At 66.0% G+C, this 22,556-nt stretch carries 16 protein-coding genes and 1 pseudogene; 9 read left to right on the forward strand and 8 right to left on the reverse strand.

Annotated features, from left to right (window positions below):
• Window positions 1-172: 172 nt before the first annotated feature.
• The 7 genes and pseudogenes from MRBLMU1_RS06390 to MRBLMU1_RS06415 all read left to right on the forward strand — a co-directional run bounded on the left by MRBLMU1_RS06390 (window position 173) and on the right by MRBLMU1_RS06415 (window position 5,887).
• The gene (locus MRBLMU1_RS06390; protein WP_363498697.1) at window positions 173-1,405 is read left to right on the forward strand and encodes an ABC transporter substrate-binding protein; all 1,233 of its coding nucleotides are present in this window, start codon (window positions 173-175) and stop codon (window positions 1,403-1,405) included.
• A 137-nt stretch (window positions 1,406-1,542) separates the two neighbouring features.
• Window positions 1,543-2,388, forward strand: coding sequence for a 3-keto-disaccharide hydrolase (locus tag MRBLMU1_RS06395; protein WP_363498700.1), 846 nt, complete (start codon window positions 1,543-1,545; stop codon window positions 2,386-2,388).
• Window positions 2,389-2,551: 163 nt separating this feature from the next.
• Window positions 2,552-3,850: an ABC transporter substrate-binding protein gene (locus tag MRBLMU1_RS06400; protein ID WP_363498703.1), complete on the forward strand. Its 1,299-nt coding sequence runs from the start codon at window positions 2,552-2,554 to the stop codon at window positions 3,848-3,850.
• A gap of 102 nt (window positions 3,851-3,952) precedes the next feature.
• Window positions 3,953-5,134, forward strand: coding sequence for a thiolase family protein (locus tag MRBLMU1_RS06405; protein ID WP_363498706.1), 1,182 nt, complete (start codon window positions 3,953-3,955; stop codon window positions 5,132-5,134).
• Window positions 5,135-5,242: pseudogene (locus MRBLMU1_RS32675) on the forward strand (oxidoreductase); the annotation flags it as partial.
• A 116-nt stretch (window positions 5,243-5,358) separates the two neighbouring features.
• Complete coding sequence (locus MRBLMU1_RS06410; protein WP_363498709.1) at window positions 5,359-5,604, forward strand: type II toxin-antitoxin system ParD family antitoxin; 246 nt, start codon at window positions 5,359-5,361, stop codon at window positions 5,602-5,604.
• On the forward strand, window positions 5,597-5,887 hold the full coding sequence (locus MRBLMU1_RS06415) for a type II toxin-antitoxin system RelE/ParE family toxin (RefSeq protein ID WP_363498712.1): 291 nt from the start codon (window positions 5,597-5,599) through the stop codon (window positions 5,885-5,887). The genes MRBLMU1_RS06410 and MRBLMU1_RS06415 overlap by 8 nt, the downstream gene beginning before the upstream one ends.
• Window positions 5,888-6,117: 230 nt before the next feature.
• Here the strand turns inward: MRBLMU1_RS06415 and MRBLMU1_RS06420 are convergent, their stop codons facing one another.
• The 5 genes from MRBLMU1_RS06420 to MRBLMU1_RS06440 all read right to left on the reverse strand — a co-directional run bounded on the left by MRBLMU1_RS06420 (window position 6,118) and on the right by MRBLMU1_RS06440 (window position 15,353).
• The gene (locus MRBLMU1_RS06420) at window positions 6,118-7,632 is read right to left on the reverse strand and encodes a tryptophan halogenase family protein (RefSeq protein ID WP_363498715.1); all 1,515 of its coding nucleotides are present in this window, start codon (window positions 7,630-7,632) and stop codon (window positions 6,118-6,120) included.
• A 21-nt stretch (window positions 7,633-7,653) separates the two neighbouring features.
• A complete protein-coding gene (locus MRBLMU1_RS06425; protein ID WP_363498718.1) occupies window positions 7,654-10,680 on the reverse strand; it encodes a TonB-dependent receptor in 3,027 nt (1,008 codons plus the stop codon).
• 145 nt (window positions 10,681-10,825) lie between these two features.
• Window positions 10,826-12,484, reverse strand: coding sequence for an alpha-L-fucosidase (locus MRBLMU1_RS06430; RefSeq protein WP_363498721.1), 1,659 nt, complete (start codon window positions 12,482-12,484; stop codon window positions 10,826-10,828).
• Window positions 12,485-12,520: 36 nt separating this feature from the next.
• Entirely contained in the window at window positions 12,521-14,038 is a 1,518-nt protein-coding gene (locus MRBLMU1_RS06435) for a tryptophan halogenase family protein (protein WP_363498724.1), read from the reverse strand.
• A gap of 124 nt (window positions 14,039-14,162) precedes the next feature.
• The gene (locus MRBLMU1_RS06440; protein WP_363498727.1) at window positions 14,163-15,353 is read right to left on the reverse strand and encodes a XylR family transcriptional regulator; all 1,191 of its coding nucleotides are present in this window, start codon (window positions 15,351-15,353) and stop codon (window positions 14,163-14,165) included.
• Window positions 15,354-15,874: 521 nt separating this feature from the next.
• On the opposite strand from MRBLMU1_RS06440, the gene MRBLMU1_RS06445 reads away from it, so the two are divergent.
• Window positions 15,875-18,019, forward strand: a complete 2,145-nt coding sequence (locus MRBLMU1_RS06445) for a beta-galactosidase (protein WP_363498730.1) — start codon at window positions 15,875-15,877, stop codon at window positions 18,017-18,019.
• Here the strand turns inward: MRBLMU1_RS06445 and MRBLMU1_RS06450 are convergent, their stop codons facing one another.
• Window positions 18,020-19,234 (reverse strand): helix-turn-helix domain-containing protein, encoded by a 1,215-nt coding sequence (locus MRBLMU1_RS06450; RefSeq protein ID WP_363498733.1) that lies wholly within the window; start codon window positions 19,232-19,234, stop codon window positions 18,020-18,022.
• A gap of 243 nt (window positions 19,235-19,477) precedes the next feature.
• Between MRBLMU1_RS06450 and MRBLMU1_RS06455 the strand changes: the two genes are divergently transcribed.
• A complete protein-coding gene (locus tag MRBLMU1_RS06455) occupies window positions 19,478-20,566 on the forward strand; it encodes a calcium:proton antiporter (protein ID WP_363498736.1) in 1,089 nt (362 codons plus the stop codon).
• A gap of 21 nt (window positions 20,567-20,587) precedes the next feature.
• Here MRBLMU1_RS06455 and MRBLMU1_RS06460 read toward each other — a convergent pair whose 3' ends face one another.
• Window positions 20,588-21,541, reverse strand: coding sequence for a GGDEF domain-containing protein (locus MRBLMU1_RS06460; protein WP_363498739.1), 954 nt, complete (start codon window positions 21,539-21,541; stop codon window positions 20,588-20,590).
• Window positions 21,542-21,635: 94 nt separating this feature from the next.
• Window positions 21,636-22,544, reverse strand: a complete 909-nt coding sequence (locus MRBLMU1_RS06465) for a LysR family transcriptional regulator (protein ID WP_363498742.1) — start codon at window positions 22,542-22,544, stop codon at window positions 21,636-21,638.
• Window positions 22,545-22,556 lie beyond the last annotated feature (12 nt).

Consider the following 22,556-nt stretch of genomic DNA (forward strand, 5'->3'; position numbering starts at 1 on the left):
CGATCCGGCGCCATAAGCGGTCCGGGCGACACGGGCGTCCCAATTCCGCCACAGCGCGGCCAACACGACCGCCGGAGTTGACAGCGCCCACCTTCGCGGACAAACTTCATCGATGCATCCATCCCCGCTTCCCCTCCGCTCCCGGTTCAACACCATACGCAACCGGGGTTGGTTGGCATGGGCGCTGCTGTGTGCGCCATTGCCGCCGGCCGCCGCCGGCGCCCCCGCCGAACACCTGGTGATCGACTACGTGGTGTCCAACACCCCGCAGCGCACCACCTGGGTCGGCATCATCGATGAATTCGCCGCCGCCAATCCGGACATCCGGATCATCCACCAGGGCTATCCGCAGGAGGAATACAAACGCGGCTTCACGGCCCGCCTGCGCTCCGGGCGCGCCGACCTGGCGTTCTGGTACGCGGGGGAGCGTCTGGGCGACGCCGCCAGGAACAAGCTGCTGGCCCCGCTCGACGCCGAGCTGGTGGCGCTGCTGAAAAAAAAGAAGTTTTCACCGGCCACCCTCGACGGCACGCGCATCGACGGCGCCGTCTACGGCTTTCCGCTGTACTACTACGTCTGGGGCTTCGTCTACCGCAAGTCGCTGTTCGAGCGTTTGCAAATTCGCCCGCCGACTACCTGGGCCGAGTTCCTGCAAACCTGCGAACGGCTGAAGGCGGCGGACGTGACGCCGCTGGCGGTGGGCGCCAAGAGCGGCTGGCCGGCGGCCGGCTGGTTCGACTATCTGAACCTGCGCATCAACGGCATCGACTTCCACCGCAAGCTGGTGCGCGGCGACGTGCGCTTCGACAGTCCGCAGGTGCGGCAAGTGTTCGATGTCTGGGGCGACCTGCTGCGCAAGGGTTACTTCCTCGACGCGACGATGGAGCAGGAGCCGGAGCGCGTCATGCCCTACGTCTACCGCGACCGGGTCGGCATGATGCTGGCGGGCAGCTTCGTCGCCTCCCGCTTTCCCGCCGCGATCGCGGCCGACATGGGCTTCTTCGGTTTCCCGAACTATGCGCCGCACATGCCCACCTACGAGGAGGCGCCGATCGATGTGCTGGTGCTGCCGGCGCGGGGCCTGAATCCGCGCGCGCGCAACCGCTTCCTCACCTTCCTGGCCGAGACCGGCGCCATGCGCAAGATCGCCGAGGCCGACCAGACCCTGTCGGCGCAGGTGGACCCCGATCCGCGCCCGATCTGGCTGGGCGACGCCCCGAGCCGGGTCTGGGGCGCCGCCGCCGGGTTAACCTACTTCTTCGACCGCGACGCCAAGGCCGAACTGGTCGGCCCCACCTACGAGGGCCTGCGCCGCTTCCTGAAGGCGCCGCACGACACCGACACGGTGGTGCGCTACATCGACGAGGCGATCGCGAAAGCACGGGCGTCTCAAAAGCGCCCTTGAACCGCGCCGGCCCCGGTGGCCGCCGCTGTCGAAATTCGGAGATTTTTATAACGAATTCGGCAATCCCGCCCTTTTCGGACCCGTCCCCGGCGACGCGTGATAGATTCGTTTTTTTCCAAAAAAGGAGACGAAACGATATGAAAAACCTGTTCACCAAAACCGCCTTGCTCGGCGCCCTGTTCGCGCTGGGCTGCGCGGCGTCCGCCGCCGAAGCCGGTCCGTGGAAATCGCTTTTCAACGGCAAGGATCTAAGCGGCTGGAGCACCTACGTCAGCATGCAGCCGACCACCGAAGGCATGAAGACGCCGACCTCGGTGCGCGGGGTGGACAACGACCAGCGCCGGGTCTTTTCGGTGGTCGACGGCATGCTACGCGTCTCGGGCGAGGAATGGGGCAGCGTCTCGACGTTGGACGAATACGAAAACTTCCACCTGAAGTTCGAATTCAAATGGGGCGTCAAGAAGTGGCCGCCGCGCGAGAACGTGATGCGCGACAGCGGCCTGCTGTACTACGCCGTCGGCAAGGAAGGCGCGCAGGACGGCCACTGGATGCGCAGCCACGAGTTCCAGCTGCAGGAAGGCGATTGCGCCGACTACCACAGCCTCGACGGCGTGGCGGTCGACGCGCACGTCGGCGACGCCAACCAGGGCGACTGGAAATTCTACCGCTACGAGCCGTCCCTGCCGCTGCGCACCGACATCAAGGCGCGCATCCTGAAAAAGGGCAATTTCGAAAAGCCGAGCGGCGAATGGAACACGATGGAAGTGATCGCCGACGGCAAGACGCTGGTCCACATCGTCAACGGCCACGAGGTGCTGCGCATGACCAACTCGCGTCAACTGGTGGACGGTAAAATGATCCCCCTGACACGCGGCAAGTTCTCGATCCAGTCCGAGGGGGCCGAGGCATTTTTCAAGAACATCGTCGTGCGTAAATTAACGGGGCCGGCAGCCGACGGCAAGACCGCGTTGTCCGCAAAGTAGCCATCCATCGGCCTGGGGCGTTATTTTGGCCGGTGCTGTCCACGCCGACGATGCCGCGCTGGAAGGCGGCGCCAGGCTGTCGGCCCGCACGATCACGGCGGCATCATGCGGCAAGCGGCAATCGCTTGTTGACATACCCCGGCTACACGGACAAACTTTACCGATGCATGCCGCCGCGATCACCCCACGTTGCAGAGCAAACACGCGAGTTTCAAGCCGACTGGCGGGCGGCCTGCTGTGCGCCGCGCTCGGCCTGTCGGCCGTTGGCGCCGCCGCCGAACCGCTGGTGATCGACTACATCGTGTCGAACACTCCGCAACGCACCACATGGATCGGCATCATCGATCAGTTCACCGCCGCCAATCCCGACATCCAGGTCACACATAACGGCTACCCGCAGGAACAATACAAACGGGACTTCACCGCCCGCCTGCGCAGCGGACAAGCCGACCTGGCGTTCTGGTACGCGGGCGAGCGTTTGCGCGACGCCGCCAGGAACAAGCTGCTGTCGCCGCTCGATGCCGACATGGTCGCGCAGCTGAAGAAAAAGCGCTTCGCCCCCGCCACCATCGAAGGCACGCGCGTCGATGGCGAGGTCTATGGCTTTCCGCTGTATTACTATGTCTGGGGCTTCGTCTACCGCAAATCCCTGTTCGACCAGCTCGGCCTGCGCCCGCCCACCACCTGGAGCGAGTTCCTGTATGTGTGCGAACGCTTGAAATCGGCGGGCGTGACGCCGCTGGCGGTCGGCGCCAAGAGCGGCTGGCCGGCGGCCGGCTGGTTCGATTATCTGAACCTGCGCATCAACGGCATCGACTTCCACCGCAAACTGCTGCGCGGAGACGCCCGCTTCACCGATGCGCGGGCGCGGCGCGTGTTCGATGTCTGGGGCGATCTGCTACGCAAGGGGTATTTTCTGGAGGCGACGATGGACCAGGAGCCGGACCGCGTCATGCCCTATCTGTACCGCAACCATGTGGGCATGGCGTTGATGGCAAGTTCAGCCGCCTCCCGGTTTCCCGCCGCGATAGCCGCCGACATGGGCTTCTTCGGCTTTCCACGCTATTCACCGGATATGCCCAACTATGAGGAAGCGCCGCTCGATGTGCTGGTGATGCCGGCGGCGGCGCGCAATCCCCGGGCCCGCAAGCGCTTCCTCACCTTCCTGGCGGAGAGCGGCTCGCTGCGCCAGGTCGCCGAGGCCGATCAAACCTTGTCGGCGCAGGCGGACGCCACCACGCGCGCCACCCTGTTGGGCCCAGCCACCAGCGCCATCTGGACCGGCGCCGCCGGACTGACCTATTTTTTCGACCGCGACGCCACGGCGGAACTGGTCGCGCCGGCGTACGAGGGCATGCGCCGCTTCCTGAAACCACCCCATGACACGGAACAGGCGGTCCGCTACATCGAGCAACAGCGCCAAGAGGCGCGGCGGAAAGCCCCGGTAAAAAAAGGGCCTTAGCCGCCGCCCGCGACGCCTGCCGCACCCACCAGATCCCCGGTTTACAAATATGACGATCGTCATGCTATTATGGTCATCATCAAAACCTCGGAGGCCATCGCCATGAGCAAAGATATCGTCATCTGTTCCCCCGTCCGCAGCCCGATCGGCGGCTTCGGCGGCTCTTTGAAAGACACGCCGACGCACGCGCTCGGCGCCCATGTCATCGCCGCCACGCTGCGCCGCTCGGGACTGGACCCCGCGCTGGTCGACTCGGTGGTGATCGGCAATGTCGTCCAGGCCGGCAACGGCATGAATATCGCGCGCCAGGCGGCCATCCACGGCGGCCTGCCGGTGGCCGCGCCGGCGTTGACGGTCAACCGCGTGTGCGGTTCGGGCGCGCAGGCGGTCGCCACCGCCTATGCCGAGGTCGCGGCGGGACTGTCGCGGATGGTGGTCGCCGGCGGCGTCGAAAACATGGACCGCGCGCCCTACCTGCTGCCCGGCATGCGCTTCGGCGCGCGCATGGGCAACGCCGAGGCGGTCGACGCGCTGCTGTTCGACGGCCTGCACGACGCCTTCTCGACCCGCCACTCCGGCTGGCATACCGAAGACCTGGTGCAAAAATATGGGCTCACGCGCGAGGCGCAGGACGCGTTCGCGGCGCAAAGCCAGCAGCGCTTCGCCGCCGCCCAGGCGGCCGGATGGTTCAACGACGAGATCGAGCCGCTGGTCCTGCAGGGCAAGAAGGGGCCGACCACCTTCGGCGCCGACGAGTCCAACCGCCCCGAGACGACGGTGGAGACACTGGCGCGGCTCAAGCCCGTGTTCCGTCCCGACGGCACCATCACCGCCGGCAGCGCGCCCGGCGTCAACGCCGGCGCGGCGGCGATGATCGTGTGCGACGGCGAGGCGGCGCGCGGCGCCGGGCTCACGCCGATGCTGGTCATCCGGGGCGTGGGCGTGGCCGGCGTCGAGCCGGACTACTTCGGACTCGGGCCCCTGCCGGCGATCCGCCAGGCGCTCGACCGCGCCGGCTGGAGCGTGGGCGAGGTCGACCGCTTCGAGGTGAACGAGGCCTTCGCCGCCATCGCCATCGTCGTGCGGGACGAGCTGGGCATCGAGCCGTCGCGGTTCAACGTCGACGGCGGCGCGATCGCCCACGGCCACCCCATCGGCGCCACCGGCGCCATCCTCGTCACCCGGGTCGCCCACGCGCTGCGGCGCACGGGCGGGCGCAAGGCCGTGGTATCGCTGTGCATCGGCGGCGGCCAGGGCATCGCCCTGTGCCTGGAACGCGCCTGAACCCTGGCCAACCTGCCGGCGCAGACCCGGCATCGCGGCGTGGTGGCGGCCTGCGGCTTGGCCCGGGGCGCCGCCCTTCCCGCCTCGTTGCTACCCTTCATCCTGCAACGTGACTTGTGGCATGTACCTGCCACAGTTGGTAACAATTGGCGCTAGCGGCGTGCCTCGGAGTGCGCCATAATTCATAAATAGTATGATTATTGAGGCCGGTCAAGGAGATGACAATGGGAACCGTGCGCAGGACAATTACGCTGACGGATACGCAAGATGAATGGATAAAAACGCAAATTGAAGCCGGACACTTCAACAGCGACAGCGAGTACATTAGCGATCTGATTCAACGTGAACAGGAGCGCAATGCGGAAACTGAGGCCATTCGCGCTGCACTGATTGAAGGGGAGGCCAGTGGAGAGCCGGCATCCTTCGATGTTGCCGCATTCAAACAGCGAATGCTGACCCCACGTGGCTGAATATCGCCTTACGCCTGCGGCGGAGCGTGATCTTGAGGAAATCTGGACGTACACCTTGCAGCAATGGGGCGTTGCGCAGGCCAATCGTTATATCGACATGTTGACGGCGACCTTTGCCGAACTGGCTAAGTCGCCCAAAACCGCGCTGGCATGCGATCACATACGGCCGGGGTATCGACGCCGAAGTGTTCATCGGCACGTAGTCTATTTTCGCATCACGCCCTACGGCATCGCAATCGTCCGGGTCTTACACGAGCGCATGAATCCACCGCGCCGCCTGTGACTGCAAGAATCCCAACTTCTCGCTCAATGTGAGCGCAGGGACCGCCCGCGCCCGACATACAAGAATGCCAGCGACATCGCAACTTCCAGCCCGACCGGAACCAAAATCTTCGGCGTGACATGGCCCGCCGCGAGCTCGAGCCCCCCCAGCAGGGACGACCGCCGCTTTACCGTCGCAATTTTATGACGGTCTTCATATGCCAATTTTAAAGAATGTGCACAGCCGGACTTTTAGGGCACGCCGGTCAGCTTCGCGACGTAGCCGGCGTGGTCCGGCATCGCGTCGACGGTGCGCACGATGGTCTCCCGCACCCGCTCGAAATGCGTGCGCAGCGCCTGCGGGTCCATCAGGTCGATGAGCGGATCGTAGGTCCGGGGCGAGACACCCAACCCGGCCAATATCGAGATGTGCGACGCCACCGAAAATCCCTGCGGATCGTAGACGACCACGCGCCCCGTCTCGCGGAACAGCTCGATCTGGTGGCGCAAGGTATCGGGTATCGGCATGGCGGCGCAGTAGCGCCAGAACCCGGTGTCGTCGCGCCGCGTGATTTTGTAGTGCATGATGATGAAGTCGCGCACGAACTCGTAGCGCCGCGACACCAGGCGGTTGAACTCGTCGGCCAGCGCTGGCCGGAAATCGCGGTCGGGGAAATGCTGCAACAGCCAGCCGACCGAATTCTCGATGATGTTGATGCTGGTCGATTCGAGCGGTTCCAGAAAGCCGCTCGACAGGCCGATGGCCACGCAGTTCTTGATCCAGGACTTGCGGCGCCGGCCCGTGGTGAAGCGCAGCTGGCGCGGGTCGTCGAGCGCGCGGCCGTCCAGGCCCGCGAGCAGCACGCGCGACGCCTCCCCGTCCGACGTGAAGGCGTCGCAATACACATGGCCGTTGCCGGTGCGGTGTTGCAGCGGAATGCGCCAGGTCCAGCCGGCGCCACGCGCGGTGGACAAGGTGTAGGGCGTGAGCGGATCGACCCGCTCGCACGGCACGGCCTGCGCGCTGTTACACGGCAGCATGGCGCTCCAGTCGTCGTAGCCGGCCCGGTACACGCCCTCGATCAACAGACCCCGGAAGCCGGAGCAATCGATGAACAGGTCGCCCTCGATCAGGCCGCCATCGCGCAGCTTGACGGCGGTGATGAAACCGGTCCCGGGATGCTGCTCGACGCCGGTGATCATGCCCTCCACGCGCGCCACGCCACGCCGCATCGCGTAGTCGCGCAGATAGGCCGCATACAGGCCGGCGTCGAAGTGATAGGCGTACTGGAAGGCGTTGGTCACCGACGGCTGGTCGCCGCACGGATGCGTGAAACGGTTGGCGCGCGCCATCGCCGTCGCCACCGACCACTGCTCGTACGACGGCGTGTCCTTGAACGCGCGCGCCAGCCGCAGCCAGTACATATACGGCGAGCGGTTCTCGATGGCGGGACCGAAATCGCCGAAGCCGTGGAAGAAGCGGTTGCCCACATGGCCCCAGTCCTTGAACTCGATGCCGAGCTTGAAGGTGGCCCGGGTCTTCCTGACGAAATCGGCGCCGTCGATGCCGAGCGCCCGGTTGAAATAGGCGATCGTGGGCAGGGTCGCCTCCCCCACCCCGACCGTGCCGATGTCCGGCGACTCCACCAGCACGATGGAGCAGGCCTTGCCCAGCCTGAGCGCCAGCGGCGCGGCCGTCATCCAGCCTGCCGTGCCACCGCCAACGATGACGATCTTGCGGATGGCCTTGCCGCCGTCGGCGTCCATCGGATTCTCCCTGAACGAAGGTTAGAAGGAATACCGCGCCTGCACCGTGTAGCGGCGTCCGGCGTAGAAGGCCGAGCGCTCCTTCATGCCTATCCCCTGCTGCATGTACTGCTTGTATAAGGCGTCCGTCAGGTTTTGCCCTTCGATGGCCACGCTCAGGTTGTCGGTGACCTTGTAGTGGAGGCCCAGGTCCAGCTGGCCGTAGGAGCCGCCCCAGGTCGGCAACGCGTAGTTTACCGAATAGCCCTGGCCGAAGTTCGGGCTGTCCGGGTTGCGGTCGATGCCGTCGCCGTTGGCCGTGCCGTAGGCGTTGGCCGCCTGCAGATACTTCGAGCGCCAGCTGTAGGCCAGGCGCGCCGACACCGGGCCCCTGTCGTACAGCAGCGCCAGGTTGTAGGCGTTCTTCGACATGCCCGTCATCGGCAAGCCGCCCAGCAGGCGCCCGTCCGTGTCGCAGCCGTTCAGGTCGCGCGCGATATTACCCAGCGCCGTGTCCTTGGGCGTGCACCAGCCCTGGCTGGCGCCGCCGCCCAGCTTCATGCTGCTGTCGATGTAGGTGTAGTTGCCCGACACCCCGAATCCGGACAGCAGGCCCGGCAGCTTGTCGAAGTATTGCTGGTAACCGATCTCGATCCCGCTGGCGCGGCCCTTGGCGCCGTTCACCGGCGCGGTGACCATGAAGTCGTGCGGCTGGCCGGCGGTGTCCTGCAAGGTGTGGAACGAGGTCTTGCCGATGATGATGTCCTTGAGCCGCTTGTTGAACAGCGCCACCGTCAGCGAGCTGGTGCGGCCGAAGTAGTACTCGGCGGTCACGTCGAAATTGTTCGACAACGTGGGCTTGAGCAGCGGATTGCCCCTGGCGTTGCCGCTGTAGTCGATCGATTCGAGGATGGCGGTGTTGGTGGCGGCGTCCTGGCGCGTGCGCACGTTCTGGCTCAGCGTCGTGTAGGCCTGCATCTGGTAGAACTCGGGCCGCGTCATGCCCTGGGAAAAGGCCGTGCGGAACTGCAACTCGTTACCCACCTTCATGCGCAGGTTCAGGCTGGGCAAGGCGTTGGTGTAGCTGTTGTCGACCGAGATCTTATCGGACTGCGCCGGTATCCGCGGCACGCCGGGCAAGGTGCTGGTCGGCGGCGTGAACAGCGTGTAGCCTTGCGCCCGCATGTTGGTGCGCACCACGCGCAGGCCGACATTGCCGTCGACCGGGTAAGGCAGGTGGTCGAAGCCGAAGCGCAGCTGGGCGTAGGCCGCCTTGGTGCGCTCGTTCTGCTCGTTCAGCCCCTTGTCGTCGCCGAACGGCGCCGGCGTCCACGGCGCCAGGGAGCAAGGGTTCTTGCACACCATCTGCGTGTAGCTGTGCAGGGTGGCCAGGCTGGACGGCGGCGTGCCCTCGGTCAGCCCGAAGTTCGGCACGATCACCTGCGGCGGCATCGGCACCTTGCCGTTGAAGAAATTGGAGAACGTGTGCGTGTTGGTGCCGCCGGCGAAGCGCGGGTCGCTCAGGTAGGCGAAGCTGCTCAGCGGTTGCCACGAATCGCCGACCGCCCACGGCTGGCTGATCTGCGACCACTCGGTGTCGTGCGTCGAACGGGTCTCCGCGTCGCGCTCGGTGAAGCGCACGCCGAAGCGCAGGTCGTTGAGCACCGGGTTGTCGAACGTGTACTTGGCGTCCAGGCGCGCCGCGCTCTGGGTGGCCACGGACTGGTCGCGGTGCTCCTGGGCGAAGCCCCAGTAGTAGCGGGACGGGTCGGTCAGCTCGGCGCGGTCCCGGGCGTCAAACGACAACAACGGTGGCGACTCGCGCAGGTCCACCGTCGCCTTGGACATGTAGCCGCCCAGGCCGATGGTGTTGTCGTAGCCGTCACTGGTGGCGCGGATATGCTGCAGGTCGGCGCGGAACTGCCACTGGTCGCTGGGGCGCCAGGCCAGGTTCCACGACAGGTCGCGCGTGGCCGACTCGCGGCCGGTGCCGCGCGAAACGGTGCCCATGCCGATGCCCGGTTCGGTCGGCGCGCGCAGGGTGCCGGTCAGCAGCGCGCCCTGGTCGTCGAAGGTGGCGTCCGGATCGAGCGTCAAGGTGCGCGGATTCGACGACTGGAACAACGCCGCCTCGGTCGTGCGGACCTTGTATTTCGAGCGGAAGAACGTCAGCGTCGAGGACAGGCTGTCCTTCTTCCATTGCAGCGCGCCGTACAGGCCTTCGCGTTCGCGCTCGAAGTTGTTCGAGGTCCACGAGCCACCCGGCGAGACCCAGCGCAGCTTGCCGCTGGTGTCGCCGCTGACGGCGTCGGTGCGCGGGATATACGGCGAGATCTGCATGCCATCGCTGCGCGTGTCGATGCGCGAGCGGGCGACGTCGATCAGCGCGCCGAACTGGCCCAGGCCGGTGTCCCAGCGGTCCGAGATCAGGCCCGAGAACGACGGCGCGGTCTTGCCGCGCAGTTCGGAGCGCGTGGCCTCGACCGACAATGCGCCCTTGCGCCCCTTGAAGTCGAACGGCAGCGCCGTGCGCAGGTTGACCAGGCCGCCGATGCCGCCTTCGATCTGCTCGGCCGACGGGTTCTTGTACACGTCGACGCCAGCCATCAGCTCGGGCGGCACGTCCTCGAAGCTCAGCGAGCGGCCGCCGTTGGCGGAGAAGGAATCGCGCCCGTTCAGTTCCGAGCGCACATAGCTCAGGCCGCGGATCGACACGCCGGTGCCCTCGGCGGCGAAATGGGCGATGCCGTCGCCGACGCCCTGCTGCGGGCTGGCGCGGTTCATGGTGCGGTCAATCGTGACGCCGGTGATACGCTGCAGCACCTCGGTCACCGACTTGTCGGGCAGCTTGCCGATGTCGTCGGCCACCACCGAATCGACGATCTCGTCGGCATTCTGTTTGATCTTCTGCGCCGATTCCAGCGCCGCGCGCTGGCCGACGACGACCACCACGCTGTCCTGGTTGCCGCTGTCGGCGCCGGGTTTGTCCTGCGCCAGCACGGCGCCGCTTGCCATCAACGCGATATGGGCCGCGGCCGTCGCGATGGCCGTTTTTCTAAAGTTTTTCAATTTTCCAGTCCCCGTTATTATTGTCGGATCGCCCGCCGCACTTGATCATCCGTGATGGCGATGATTCATTGTGCGATCCGACAAAAGGGGCGGCAATTACAAAATTGCTCAATACGGAGAACAAAAATTCCGAGAAAAAAATGCGCTAGCTGATCTTCAGCGCGCTGGCGTAGGCCAGCGCCGGGCGGTCCTCCGGCAACGTCACCTGCAGGCCGTCGGCGGTCTGGCGGAACGCCAGCGCGCCACCGCCGCCGAGCAGTTCGACGCGCTTGACCGGCCGCGCCAGGTGCGTGCCGCCGCTGCCCATGGACTTGATCGCCAGCTGACTCGTCTCCGGCCAGCCCATCAGGAAAGCGTAGACGGTGTCGCCCTTGGCGGTGAAGCGGATGTCGGCCGCCGAGAACGGCTTGCCCTTGCCCTCGTTGAAGCCCGCCCCCGACATCGGCGCGCCGGCGTCCGACGCCACCGGCCCCTCGCCGAACAGCGCCCACGGCCGGGTGTCGTAGATGCCCTCGCCGTTGACGGCGATCCAGCGGCCGATCTCCTCGACGATGGCGCGCTCCTGGTCGTCGATGGTGCCGTTGCCGCGCACCGGTACGCTCAGCAGCAGGTTGCCGTTCTTGCTGACCACGTCGATCAGCGTGTGCACCACCGTTTGCGCGCTCTTGTAGCCCTTGTTGTCGTACACGCGCCGGTCGTAATGCCAGTTGCCGATGCAGGTGCAGGTTTGCCACGGCAACTCTTCGATCTTGTTGCTTTGGCCGCGCTCGATGTCGAGCACCATGCTGCGGCGCTGCTGGGCGTTGAGGATCTTGCCGTTGACGACCGCCTCCAATTTGCCCTTGCGCGCGATGCTGCGGTTGTACATGTGGGCGGCCAGGCGCAGGCCGGCGTCGCTGAACGGCCACAATGGCAGCACGGTGTCGTCGTAGTACACCAGGTCCGGGTCGTAGTTGTCGATCAGCTCGCGCGTGCGGTTGAAGAACTTGTCGTTGTAGGCCTGGTCCGGAATCGACGCGCCGCCGCCCCAGTGCCACTGCTCGTGCTGCACGCCGCCGTCGCCGCCGGACTTGCTCAGCGCGTGGTTCTGCGCGTACAGCGCCTGCGGGTCCAGTCCTTCCCACCACTTGCCCTTGCCGTCGGCGCGGGTCAGCTTGCCGTCGTAGGGGACGCCGGCGTACTGGCCATGCTTGTCGGCGCCCTGCGCCGTCTCGTACCAGGTCCACGCGTGCGCCGCGTGCACGCTGACGCCGAAGCGCAGGCCGTTGGCGCGCGCGGCCTTGCTCCAGCCGGCGATCAGGTCCTTGCGCGGACCCATGCTGGTGGAATTCCACTGCGGCTGGTAGCTGCTCTTGTACAGGTCGAAATTGTCGTGGTGGTTGGCCAGCGCCACGAAGTACTTCGCGCCGGCCCGCTTGTAGAAGGCCACCAGTTCGTCCGGATTCCATTGCTCGGCCTTCCACCGATGGATGATGTCCTTGAAGCCGAACCTGGACGGGTGGCCGTACTTGCGCACGTGGTAGCGGTAGGGATCGCTGCCCTCCTCGTACATGATGCGGCCGTACCAGTCGCCGAACTCCGGTTCGCACTGCGGGCCCCAATGGGCCCAGATGCCGAACTTGGCGTTGCGGAACCAGTCCGGGGTCTGGTACTTCTCCAGCGAATTCCAGTCCGGCGAAAACGGGCCGGCGGCGATGGCGCCCGGCGGCGTTTGCGCCAGCGCGTCGGCGGCGCGCGCCACGCCGGACAAGGCGACCGCCGGGATGGCCGCCCCCATGTGCTTCAACAAATCCCTACGCTTCATTGTGTCTCCTCCGGTTGTATTTTTATGGCATTGTCTTTATGCCCTCGCGGGCCGCGCCAGCACGGCGCGCAGGTAGTCGTCGTGGGCGGGCATGGCCGCCACGGCGGCGGCGATGTCCGCGCGCCGCTGCCGCAGGCCCAGCAACGCCGCCTCCGGCGCCACTTCGCGCAGCGCCGGGTCGGCGTGCTCGGGCCAGTGCCCCATGCCGGCGTGGATCGCCAGCCAGCTGGTGGCGTCGAAGCCCTCGTCGCCGTACTGGTGCAGCGCGCCGGTCTGGCGCCACGCATGGATCTTGAAGGCCAGGGTGTCGGGCAACGCCATCGCCGCCATCTCGCGCCACAGCGCGCTGTCGCGGCGCGCCGTCAGGCGGTAGTGCAGGATGATGAAGTCGCGCACGCGCTCGAACTGGCGTACCATGCCGGCGTTGTAGCCGGCCAGCGCCCGCGCGTCGGGCATGGTGCCCGGCAGCAGCGCTTCGATCAGGCGTCCCAGGCCGCTCTGGACCAGGAAAATACTGGTCGACTCCAGCGGTTCCAGGAAACCGGAGGACAAGCCCAGCGCCACCACGTTGTGGACCCAGAAACGCGCGCGGTGGCCGGTGGCGAAGCGCAGCAGGCGCGGTTCGGACAGCGCCGGGGCGTCCATCTGTCCCAGCAACTGCGACAGCGCCCGCTCCTCGTCGATGTGGCGGCTGGCGAAGACGTGGCCATGGCCGGTGCGGTTACTCAATGGAATGCGCCATGCCCAGCCCCCTTCCAGCGCCGTCGCCCGCGTGTACGGCGCCAGCCCGGTTCTACTGCGCTCGCTTGGGCAGGCCCAGGCCCGGTCGACCGGCAGCCAGTGGCTGAAATCGACGAAGGGCTCTTCCAGGGTGCGTCCCAGCAGCAGCGAGGCGAAGCCGGAACAGTCGACGAACAGGTCGCCCTCGACCACCCGGCCGTCCGCCAGCCGCAGTTGGCCGACGCCGCCGTCGGCGCGGCGGCCGACGTCGACGATGCGTCCCTCGGTGCGGCGCACGCCCTTGCGCAGCGCCATCGTGCGCAGGAAGCCGGCGTACAGCACGGCGTCGAAGTGGTAGGCGTAGTTAAAGAATTGTCCCTCTTCCGGCGGCACCTGGAAGCGCCCCTGGCTGGCCATCACGCTGGGCAGGCATTGCTCGCCCAGCGCGCCCAGGCCGGCGTCGCCCAGCCGCCGGTGCTGGCCCCACAGCGATTGCGGGCCGGCCAGCGCGCCGAAATCGCCGAAAGTATGGAAATAGCGTTCGCCCCGCACACGCCAGTCGCAAAACTCGATGCCCAGTTTGTAGGTGCCGTTGGTGGCGCGCAGGAACTCGGCCTCGTCGATGCCGAGGATCTTGTGGAAGGCGCGGATGGAGGGAAAGGTCGCCTCGCCGACGCCGATGATGCCGATCTCCTCCGACTCGACCAGCTCCACCGTGCTGCCCGGCAGCGCCGTGGCCAGCGCCGTGGCCGCCATCCAGCCGGCGGCGCCGCCGCCGACCACCACGATGCGCTTGTATGCGCTCTTGTATGCGCTTTTGTATGCCGCATCCATGCCCTACCCCCGCGATCAGTGATTGAAACAGTACATTGTGCAAGTAAGCGTAGCACGGGGCAATTACCAAAACCACTAACCGGGGCAACGATATCAATCAACGGGGTCGACACAACAGGCGGCCTCAGGCCGGCTCCATGCTCTCGCCCAGCACGCGGTCGCGGTAGGCGCGCGGCGTGCAGCCCAGCTCGCGCTTGAACACCAGGTGCATATACTGGGTGGACGTGAAGCCGCAGCCCAGCGCGACGTCGGCGATGCTGCGCTTTCCGCCCTCCAGCCCGGCCTTGGCCGCGTCGAGCTTGAAGCGCAGAATCATGTCGTGCACGCTGCAGCCCAGCTCCTCGCGGAAGTAGGCTTCCAGCGACGAGCGCGACACGCCCACGTGTTCGGCCACCTGCTGCGTCTTGATGCCCTGGCAACCGTATTGGCGGATGAAATGGCAGGCGCGCATCACCTGCGGATGCCTGATCCGTTGATGCTCGCTGGAGGCCAGGATGTTGATGCCGGCCGGCGGCACCTGGATGCGGGTGTCCGCCAGGCGCACGCCGTGCAGCATCCGGTCCAGCAGGTGGGCGGCCGTGCGGCCCATTTCCTGCGCGCCCTGGATCACCGAACTGAGCGGTATCCGGGTCAGCATGCGCACCATCGGATCGTTGTCGATGCCGATCAGCGCCACCTGCTCGGGCACCTCGATGCCGGCGATGATGCAGGCTTGCAACAGCTGGCGCGCACGCGCGTCGGTGACGGCGATGATGCCGACCGGCTTGGGCAGGCTGCGCAGCCAGTCGATCTGCAAGCGCATCGATTCCTCCCAGGACGAGGCGCACGTGCCGCTGCCATGGAAGATCTCGCCTTCCATCCGGTCCTGGCGCATCAGGCCGAGAAAAGCGTTTTCGCGCTCCTGCGCCCAGCGGTTCTCGCCGGTCTTGGGCAGGCTGAACATGGCGAAGCGGGTCAGGCCGACGTCGATCAGGTGGTCGCGCGCCATTTTAATGAGCTTGTAGTTGTCGGTGGCCACGTAGGGCACGCCGACGGGATAGTCGGCCGGGTCGGCGTAGGAGCCGCCCACGCCGACGACGGGCACGCTGCAGCGCGACAAGGCGTCGGCCACGGCGGGATCGTCGAAATCGGCGATGATGCCGTCGCCCTGCCAGCGTTCTATGCCGGACAGGCGCAGGCGGAAATCCTCCTCCAGGAACAGGTCCCAGGCCGCCCGCGTGCCGCCCAGGTAGGCGGCGATACCGGCGGTCACTTCACGATCGAAACTTTTATTCGCATTAAACAGCAGGGCAATCCGACGCACTTTCGTAGGCATGGTCCAGGTCTCCGGTTTATAGATTTTATCCGGGCGCTTTATGGCAGCGCCTCGGTCAATCAATCCTCCGCCACCCCGGCCCAAAGCCGTCCGGCGAAGTCAGGCCAAGCATATCGCCGGCCCCGGCGCGCTGTTAACGACCGTAAAAGAATTACTAATACGGTGCAAAAAGTACGAGAAGTTCTGCAGGAAGTGCTAGAACGGCCGGTCTATCGACGCCTTGAATCCCGTCTGCTGGTCGTAAAAAAGGGGGCGGCCGAAGCCGCCCCTGAAAGTGCCTTTGGAGAGGCAGACAAACACAAACCCGTTACGTAAACCTTGCGGCGAACTCGTAACGTATTCTGGAAGCGGCGCCGATGTGCCGCAATTGCAAAATTCGTCAATGAGGAATATGAAATTGCGCAGCGCCGCACAAATCATTGCCCCCGCCGGTGATTTTTGTAATTGCGCGGAGGGGCCGCGTGCGGCCACAATAGGCGCGCGCTATGTGACGCCATAAAAACAAACCAGGAAGACATCGAATGCTGAAACGCACCCTCCTCTCGTATGCGCTGTCGTGCGCGCTCGCGGCCGCACTGCACGCGCCGGCCGCCGCGCAAAACACGCCCGCCACGCCAGCCACGCCGCCGGAATTCCCCACCGTGCTGTACGGGGCAGCCTACTACCACGAGTACATGCCCTCCGAGCGGCTGGAAAAAGACGTGGAGATGATGAAGGCCGCCGGTTTCAACGTGGTGCGCCTGGGCGAATCGACCTGGAGCCTGTGGGAGCCGGAGGACGGCCGCTTCGAATACGCGTGGATGGACCGCGTCGTCGACGCCATGGGCAAGGCCGGGATCAAGGTCGTCATGGGCACGCCGACCTACTCGATTCCCGCCTGGATGGCCAAGCAAAACCCGGAAATCCTGGCCCGCAAGCTCAACGGCACCCAAAACACCTACGGCATGCGCCAGAACATGAACACCGACTCGGCGGCCTACCGCTTCTACGCCGAGCGCCTGATCCGCAAGATCGCCACCCGCTACAAGGACAACCCGAACGTCATCGGCTGGCAGGTCGACAACGAGACCGGCACCTACGGCGCCGCCAACGACGACGTCTTCATCCGCTTCCAGCACTATCTCGAGAAGAAATTCGGCACGCCGGAAGCGCTCAGCAAGGCCTGGTTCCTGAACTACTGGGGCCAGAACCTGCACAGCTGGGTGGACCTGCCGCGCCCGGACGGCGCCCAGAGCACCGGCTACAAGCTCGAATGGTCGCGCTGGGGCCAGATGCGCGTGACCGACTTCCTGCAATGGCAGACCGCGCTGATCCGCGAATGCGCCTCGCCGCGCCAGTTCGTCACCCACGATTTCGCCGGCTCCATGCACGGCGACGTCAACGAAGTGGCGGTGTCGCGCAAGCTCGACATGCCGGCCGTGAACGTCTACCACTGGGGCCCGCGCGAGTACTACAACGGCGCCGCGCAGACCCTGGACGCCGACTTCACGCGCTCGCTCAAACGCGGCAATTTCCTGGTGACGGAGACCAATGCGCAGTCGACCGACTGGAGCTCGTCGTTCCAGTATCCGCCGTATGACGGCCAGTTCCGCCAGGACGTCTATACCCACCTGTCCAACGGCGCCAATATGGTCGAGTACTGGCACTGGGCGTCGATCCACGCCAACCAGGAAACCTATTGGAAAGGCGTGCTGTCCCACGACCTCGAGCCGAACCGCGCCTACGCCGAAATGAGCCGCACCGGGCAGGAGCTGAAGAAGATCGGCCCGCGCCTGGTCAACATGAAGATCAAGAACGACGTCGCCATCCTGTGGAGCCGCGATTCGCTCAACGCCCTCAACGACATGCCCTTCGCCAAGGAATCGCAATGGGGCGGCGGCGGCACCAAGGCCGACTACGGCTCGCTGGTGCGCCAGCTCCACCGCCAGCTGTACGACATGAATGTCGGCACCGATTTCGTGTTCGACGAGACACAGGACTTTTCGTCCTACAAGATGCTGGTGGTGCCGTCGCTGTACGTGGCCGACGACGCGCTGCTCAAGCGCATCTCGGATTACATCCGCAAGGGCGGCCACGTCGTGATGACCTTCAAGAGCGGCTTCGTCAACGAGAACGCCGCCGTGCGCTGGACCATGGCGCCGGGGCCGCTGCGCGAGGCGCTCGGCTTCCACTACCAGGAATTCTCCAACCTGGCGCAGCCGTTGGCCTTGAAGGGCGATCCCTTCCAGGCGGGCGCCGACAACCAGGTCAAGCACTGGGCCGAGTTCCTGCAACTGGACACGGCCAAGGCGCTGGCCTGGTACGACCACGCCTTCTTCGGCCGCTGGCCAGCCATCACGTCCAACCAGTTCGGCGCCGGCAAGGTGGTGTACCAGGGCACCTATCTGTCGGACAAGCTGCAAAAGGCGGTGCTGCAGTCGTCGCTGCGCGAGCTGGGCATGGTGGGGCCGGACCAGCAGTTGCCGCCGGGCGTGCAGACGCGCACCGGCACCAACGGCTTCAAGCGCGCGGTCCACTACTACTTCAACTACACCGGCGCCGAGGTGGGCTTCAACTATCCGCGCAAGGCCGGCACCGAGCTGCTCGCGGGCCGGCGCGTGGCCGCCGCCGAAAAGCTGACCCTGGGACCGTGGGAAGTGGCCATCGTCGAAGAAGACGGCAAGTGATCACGGGCCGGCCGTCTCCTCGGGGCGGCCGGCCTCCGTTGCTTCGGTTGACGCCTTGTCTTGTTGGGCGGACATGGCGCGGAAGGCTTTCGGCGTGCAGCCGTATTCCTCCTTGAACAGGCGGTTGAAGTAGGACACGTTGCCGTAGCCGACCGAGTAGGCGATTTCCGCCACCGCCGCGCTGTTTTGCTCGGCCAGCAACCTGGCCGCCTCCGTCAGGCGCAGCTTGTTCAGGTAGCTGGTGAAGGTCATGCCCAGTTCGGCCTTGAGCACCTCGTTGACCTTGTTGCGGTTGGCGCCGGTTCCGGCCACCACGCCGTCAAGGTCCAGACACTGGTCGGTGTAGTTGGTCGCGATGAAGCGCAGTACCGATGCCTTTTCCTTGTCCTTGAAGGGCTCCAAGGTCAGTTGGCGGTAGGCGACCAGCGGCAGGTCCTTGTGGATTTGGGTATCCCGGTTGGCGATCAGGGCGCGCGCCTGCCCGCGGAAAAACCACAGGGCGAATCCCAGCCAGCTGGCCAGCACGAGCGCCGCCAGCGCGGCCGGATAGCGGTAATCGCGGCCGCGCAAGGTCAGCTCGCTCACCTCAAAATAGGAGTCGATGTCGCGGCGGCTGTAGGGGGCGGTTCCGAAGACGATTTTCGACACCCGGTCCAGCGTATAGCCCTGCTCCGAGAAGTCGAGTTTCATCTTGGTGAACCACCATTCCGGCATCGTGAAGCGGGTCATGTCCAGCGACACCGGCACGCCCTGCTCGTTGCAGGAGAAGTAGGTGCCGGGCGAGCGGTAGGTCTCGGGCTTGCCAAGCGTGGAAATCTTCGGGTCGAAAGTGGAAATGACCAACGACATCGTATTGGCCGGCGAGCATTTGGCCAGGAAGCTGATCGTGGTGTACTTCGACCAGTCGAGATGGGCCTGCTTGCCGCGCTGGTCGTCCAGCACCAGTTCGGCCGAAGCATAGGGGTATGGCGCCTTGTCGGTCAGCTTGAAGTCGAAGCGCATGCGCTCGCGCGACGGCGCGGGCATGCGCACGGACGAGGTTCCGGCCGTCGCCTGGTCCGAATAGGTGCGGTAATGCCAGCGGGCGTCGTCCCGCTGCGCCGGCAATAGCGAAAACGTCGGATAGCTCCGATACATGAACAAGCCCGCCAGCAGCGCGTCGGCGGCCACCAGGAGCAGGAGCGCGATCAGCGCCCTCTTATAAAAATCTTGCATTGCGATATGTCGTCAGTCTCTTGGTCGATCACCTCTACAGGGTGTGCGCTCGCATCATAGCAGTTCAGTCCGGCAGCACGGCGGCCGGGGAACACGGTGGCGCATTTCCGCCACAACGGTCCGCCACGCCGGGCGCGACCGGGACAGGTGCCGCGCCGGCCCATCGGGTAAAATTAACGCGCTGGCAATAAACGCTGGCAGTAAATCGCCCGTTTCCGTCCACTATTTCCTGATGAGCCGCCTATGAAAATATCCACCACCCTGCCCGCCTGGGCCATCGCCGGACCCGTGGTCGGCTGGCTGGCACTGGCCGGCAAGGCGCTCGGCGCCCAGGAGCTGCTGGGCGGCGCCTATCTGGTGGTGCTCGCCATCGGCCTGTTCTGGGGCGTGCTGGCGGCGGTGTTCCACGCCGAGGTGGTGGCGCATAAAATCGGCGAGCCCTACGGCACCCTGGTGCTGGCGGTGGCGGTGACGGCGATCGAGGTGGCGCTGATCGTGTCGCTGATGATCGCCGGCGGCGCCGAGACCACCGGCCTGGCGCGCGACACCGTGTTCGCCGCCGTCATGCTGATCCTCAACGGCATGGTGGGCATCTGCCTGCTGGCCGGCGGCAGCCGCCACGGCGAGCAAACCTTCACGCTGAGCGGCGTGTCGGCGGCGCTGACCACGCTGGCGGCGATCTCGGTGCTGACGATGGTGCTGCCCAACTACACCACCACCACGCCGGGGCCGTTCTACAGCGGCAGCCAGCTGATTTTCATCGCCGTGGTGTCGCTGGTGCTGTACGGCACGTTCGTGTTCGTGCAGACGGTGCGCCACCGCGATTACTTCCTGCCCGCCAGCGGCGGCGAGGACGACCACGCGCCGGTGCCGCCGGCCAGGCTGGCCTGGTGGAGCGGCGTCTTGCTGCTGGTGTGCCTGGGCGGGGTGGTGCTGCTGGCCAAGTCGCTGTCGCCGGCGCTGGAGGCGGCGGTATTGAGGATGGGCGCGCCCAAGGCGCTGGTCGGCATCATCATCGCGGCCGTGGTGCTGCTGCCGGAAGGCATCGCCGCCTACCAGGCGGCACGCGCCAACCGCCTGCAAACGAGCTTGAACCTGGCGCTCGGCTCGGCGCTGGCCAGCATCGGCCTGACCATTCCGGCGGTGGCCATCGTCTCGCTGATCAACGGCTGGACCCTGACCCTGGGCATCGACGTCAAATCGACGGTGCTGCTGCTGTTGTCGATCATCGTCACCTCGCTGTCGCTGGGCAGCGGGCGCACCACCATCATGCAGGGCACGGTGCTGCTGATGATCTTCGCGGTGTACCTGTTCGTGACGGTGGTGCCGTGAGCGGCCGCCGCTAGCCGGCCGTCAGGCCTCGGCGTCGCAGATGCGGTCGCGCCCCGAGGACTTGGCCTGGTAGAGGCGGCGGTCGATCCGGTCGAGGAAGACGTGGGCGTCGTCCCGCGCGCCCGGCACGATGGTGCCGACGCCCATGCTGACGGTGACGGCCCGCCCGACGCCCGAACGGGCGTGCGGCAACCCCGCGTGCGCCAGCAGCTTGCGGCAGCGCTCGGCCACATTGCGGGCCGAGTCGACGTCGGTCGCCGGCAGCAGCAGCACGAACTCCTCGCCGCCGAAGCGCGCGCACAGATCGCGCGAGCGCGACGCGCCGGCGTCGAGCGCATGGGCCACGCGGCGCAGGCACTCGTCGCCCTGCACGTGGCCGTAATGGTCGTTGTACTGCTTGAAGTAGTCGATGTCGACCACCACCAACGACAAGGGCTCGCCGGTGGCGCGCGCCTTGGCCCACTCGACCGGATACAGGGTGTCGAACATGCGGCGGTTGGCGACGTTGGTCAGGCTGTCGCGGTAGGACAGCACCTCCAGCTCGCGCTGCAGTTGCAGGATCTTGTCCTCAGCCTGCTTGCGCTCGGTGATATCGAACATGAATCCGACCAGCGAATCGACGCTGCCGTCGTCGCGCCGCACCACATGCACCACGTCGCGGATCCAGACGTAGTCGCCGTCGCTGGTGAGGGCGCGGTAGTCGGCCTCGTGGTCGATACCCTGCTGCGACTGGGCGATACAGAAATCGACGGTCTTCTGGCGGTCCTCCTCGTGGATGCGTTCGATCCAATCGTTGGCCGAGAGCCAACTGGACTGGCTCCAGCCGAGCAGCGCCTCGATCTGCGGGCCGATGTAGCTAAAGCTCATCGTGGCCCAGTCGATGCGCCAGGGAATGGCGCGGGTCGATTCGAGCAGCGTGCGATACACGCCAGGATCGCCGGCGGCGCTTGCGGAGTCTGGCGGCGAAAATATCATGGGAGAAGGAAGTGAACGGGACGATGCATTGTGCGCGCAAACCCTTGGCGGGTAAAGCACGCCGTAAAAAGATCGCCCACGTGCTCGGCCGCAGTCAGGCGTGATGGTTCATGTACGGATGCGCGCGCAGCGACGCCGCCAGCAGGTCGATGAAGTGGCGCACCTTCGACGAGCCCAGCGTGCTATGGCGGTGCAGGATGTGCACCGGCCACGGCGCCTCCTCGTAGTCGGCCAGGATGATACGCAGGCGGCCCTCGGCCAGGCCGGCGGCCACCTGGTAGCACAGCAGCCGGGAAATGCCCAGGCCGGCGAGCACCGCTTCGATCGCGGCGTCGTTGCTGGTGACCGTCAGGCGCGGCTTCATCCGCACCGTGGTCGGCTCGCCGGCGCCGCCGAACTTCCATTCCACGCCGGGCGACACGCCTGCGGCCGCGATCACGGTATGGCGCTGCAGCTCGCCCGGATGGCGCGGCACGCCGTGCCTGGCCAGATACTCCGGCGAGGCGCACAGCACGCGCCGCACCTGGCCGACGCGCAAGGCCTTCAGGCCCGAATCGGGCAGATGGCCGATTTTCACGGCCACGTCGATGCCCTCGTCGACCAGGTTGACGTTCTGGTCGAGGAAATGGGCCAGCACCTCGACCTCCGGATAGCGCTTGAGGAATTCGACCACGCAGGGCACGACGAAGGACTTGCCGTACAAAACCGAGGCCGTGACCGACAGGCGCCCCTTGGGCGCGGCGTTGACGTCGGCGGCGGCCCGCCCCGCCTCCTCGATGCTGGCCAGGATCTGGCGGCTGTTGTCCAGGTAGCGCTGGCCGGCCTCCGTCAGGCGCACGTTGCGCGTGGTGCGCAGCAACAGCGTGACGCCCAGGCGCGCCTCGAGCGCGCACACGGCGCGCGTGACGGCCGCCGGCGACAGCTCGAGCCGCCGCGAGGCGCCGGCAAAACTTTCTTGTTCGCCCACGGCGACAAAAACGCGCATGAGATGTATCTGGTCCATTGCCAAGGCCGT

The organism is Burkholderia sp. LMU1-1-1.1 (assembly GCF_040675865.1).
Classification (GTDB): Bacteria; Pseudomonadota; Gammaproteobacteria; order Burkholderiales; family Burkholderiaceae_D; genus Rugamonas.